This is a genomic window from Ciceribacter sp. T2.26MG-112.2, assembly GCF_900492205.1.
GTDB lineage: Bacteria > Pseudomonadota > Alphaproteobacteria > Rhizobiales > Rhizobiaceae > Allorhizobium > Allorhizobium naphthalenivorans_A.
In genome coordinates, this window is record NZ_UEYQ01000058.1 from 1 (window position 1) to 2,780 (window position 2,780).

The 2,780-nt window shown below is 59.7% G+C and carries 4 protein-coding genes; all 4 read left to right on the top strand.

Going from position 1 to position 2,780, the window contains the following annotated elements:
- The first annotated feature begins 75 nt into the window (after nucleotides 1–75).
- Nucleotides 76–1,224: an RHE_PE00001 family protein gene (locus tag DYZ14_RS23930; RefSeq protein WP_154722927.1), complete on the top strand. Its 1,149-nt coding sequence runs from the start codon at nucleotides 76–78 to the stop codon at nucleotides 1,222–1,224.
- A gap of 190 nt (nucleotides 1,225–1,414) precedes the next feature.
- Complete coding sequence (locus tag DYZ14_RS23935) at nucleotides 1,415–1,621, top strand: hypothetical protein (protein ID WP_154722928.1); 207 nt, start codon at nucleotides 1,415–1,417, stop codon at nucleotides 1,619–1,621.
- A 74-nt stretch (nucleotides 1,622–1,695) separates the two neighbouring features.
- Nucleotides 1,696–2,256: a hypothetical protein gene (locus DYZ14_RS23940; RefSeq protein WP_154722929.1), complete on the top strand. Its 561-nt coding sequence runs from the start codon at nucleotides 1,696–1,698 to the stop codon at nucleotides 2,254–2,256.
- On the top strand, nucleotides 2,256–2,636 hold the full coding sequence (locus tag DYZ14_RS23945; RefSeq protein ID WP_154722930.1) for a hypothetical protein: 381 nt from the start codon (nucleotides 2,256–2,258) through the stop codon (nucleotides 2,634–2,636). Before DYZ14_RS23940 ends, DYZ14_RS23945 begins: the two co-directional genes overlap by 1 nt.
- Nucleotides 2,637–2,780: the final 144 nt, after the last annotated feature.

Here is a 2,780-nt window from a genome sequence, read left to right on the forward strand (position 1 = left end):
GCAGCGCCTTCAGCGACAGCGTGTCGGCATGCTCGACCATAGGCAGGCGGCGCTTCGTCATCACGGGAGTGAATCATGAATTACCGGAAACAGGAATCCCTGGTGCCACCGGATTTGCTCCAGGTACTGCTTCGGCCGATCTCCGAGGCTGCGGTCGCGCTGGCCCGGCTCGACGAACGCATCGCCCGCTCTCCCGTCGGCGAGGGTTTTCTCGAGCGCTCGCATTTCCTGGAAGCCCATGCCTCGCTCTGGGTCGATGGCGAACTCGTCCATCTCGAGGACCTCGTTTTGCATGACGCTTTCCGAGACATCCGCGCGCCCACCCACGAACTCACCATCGCCCGCGACATCCTGAAAACCCGTCGTCGCATTGCCGCCCATCCACCTGGTTGGGCTCTCTCTGCTCAAGGCCTCGCCTCCCTGCGCGGCCGGCCGTGGGCCGGTGCATCATTGGGTGGAGATGGTGAGGGGGTGCCGGAGGAAAATGCAGAGGTGAGCGACGCTCCGACAGGAGTAGGGGAGGCGGAGGATCCCGACAGTGACGGTCTGGGCGATGCGTTTGCCGCGATCGATGCGGTTCTTGCCCGCTCGGACGCCGCGATCGAAGAAGCGAAAAAACCGGGCCGCGTCAAAACCGCTCCCGAAAAGGATCCGTTCGTCTACGATCTCGACTGGGATGAGGACGAACGCCTGGAGGAATGGCGGGTTGTCGTCGCGCGGGCTCAGGATCTGCCGCCGGTCTGCCAAGCGGTCGTTGCACTCGATGCCTGGAACGAGATCGCCGTGCTCCAGCATGCGCCATGGCTCGGGCGGCTGCTCGCTGCCTCGGTCCTGCGCGAAGGTGGTGTCACCACCGGCACTCATCTCGCCGCAATCAATCTCGGCCTGAAAGCCATCCCCGTCGATCGGCGCCGGCATCGTGATCGCGAGACGCGGTTGCTGGCCATTTCAAGGGCGCTGACGGTTGCCGCGGAGACGGGGCTGAAGGAACATGACCGGCTGGTGCTGGCGCGGCAGATGATGATGCGCAAACTGGAGGGGCGCCGGACGTCGTCCAGGCTGCCGGAGCTCGTCGAGCTCGTCATGGCGCGGCCGCTGATCTCGGCCGGGATGGTTGCAAAGATGCTTGAGGTGACGCCGCAAGGAGCGCGGCGGATTGTTCAGGAACTGGGTTTGAGGGAGATGACGGGCAGGGGGAGGTTTCGGGCGTGGGGAGTTGTCTAGGCAGGAGCCCGAGATGTCGGGTCGAATAATCTGAAATTCGCCCTCACAGTGATGCTGGGACTGACCTAAGAAATCCAAAGCCCTTAGACTGACTTCTACTATTGATTGTTCGCGCACCGTCAGCGAGAAGGTCTGATCACAATCTTTCAGCGATTCCGCACGGCAATCGCGAGGGGATCGGGGATAAAGCTTGTCTGATAAACTTAAACGCCACCTTGCGGAGCAAGGCGTCAACGTGTTGACGCCGCTGTTGGGAACCCAGTTTGTTGAGCTTTTGCAGCATCTTGGTCAAGAGGCCTTGGCTCCGGCAGTCATGGCTGAAACAATCGTCACCTCGCGCGGGCGGCGGCAGTTCTCGACGATCCGAGTGCCGTCGGCATACTCATTGACCATCTGACTGACGAAGACGCCATTCATTTGTGCACGGCGTTGAGCCAACCAACGGTAATGCCGAGGGCGACGTTGCGAGACGTGGACTTCACCCGAACGAATTTTAAGAAAACTCTGTTCGAATGGTATGGAGTTCCCTATACGGAGCCCAAAACGATCTCCGCTGAGCCTTCCCGCCATCCTCGTCGGATCGGAAAGCTTCGACGCGAGCTTCATCTGCCCGGTAGCAAGGTCCTGTTGCACATGCCGTTTGGTGCAGGTAAGCTCCACTCGGTAGTTTCCGCGGTGCTCGAAGCATTCCGATCCGACGAGGATGGCGGGAATGTTTTTTGGCTTGCCCCGGATGAGTGTCTGGCGGAAGAGGCAGCAAACGAGCTCGAATCAGTCTGGTATCAGCTCGGCTTGCGCGATCTCACCACCTATACCCTTTTTGGAGGCACGAGCTTTCCCCTGCTCGATGGTCTCTCTAACGCCATCGTCATTGCCGATATCGCAAGCTTTGCGGGGGCGATCGAGAAATGGCGCGAGGCCGAAACCGATGTGGAGCAGGTTTTCCGCGATTTTGGGAAAAAGACAAGATACGTGATTTCGGTGACGCCACCCAGGTTCAACTCGCATCTGTCCGAGATATCCTCGAGCTGATGATACCCAGTTCCGACGCTAAGCTCATTGGTATCTGTGCGGCGCCGGCTCTCGCCGTCGAGCACAACTCGGTCAAGGCCCTGAAGGAGGCATTTGGCGGCAAAATCGTCGAGATTGACGACGACGAGCCCATGGCAGCCTTGCAGCTTGCGGGAGAAACAGACCCTATCGAGGTCTTCGCCATAAGTTCCCCGTTGACAGAACTTGAAGGTGGAGATGACCCAATCGCTTTACCGGCGACGTCGGTTGCTCTTTTGGCGGAGCATGCCGAACGAAACAAGACCTTGCTCAATGAGCTCCTGTCGTTGGCTTCCGTCGAAAATCGCATCGTCTTCTGCGCCGCAACCGCAATGCAAGCCCGGCTTGTTGATTTCCACTGAGAGCTGACCCGGCGGCCCCGGGTCATGTATGGATGCCCCCGTTCATGCAAGCAGTTCTTCGAGCGGTTTTGAACGTGTGATCGGGTGCGGTCATGTATCAGGCCTGTTGTGCGGCTAGAGTACGACCGCTGGCCGGTATGGAGC

Coding starts and splice junctions, on each gene's coding strand:
- DYZ14_RS23930 (WP_154722927.1), top strand. CDS start 76: ATGAATTACCGGAAACAGGAATCCCTGGTGCCACCGGATTTGCTCCAG.
- DYZ14_RS23945 (WP_154722930.1), top strand. CDS start 2,256: ATGATACCCAGTTCCGACGCTAAGCTCATTGGTATCTGTGCGGCGCCG.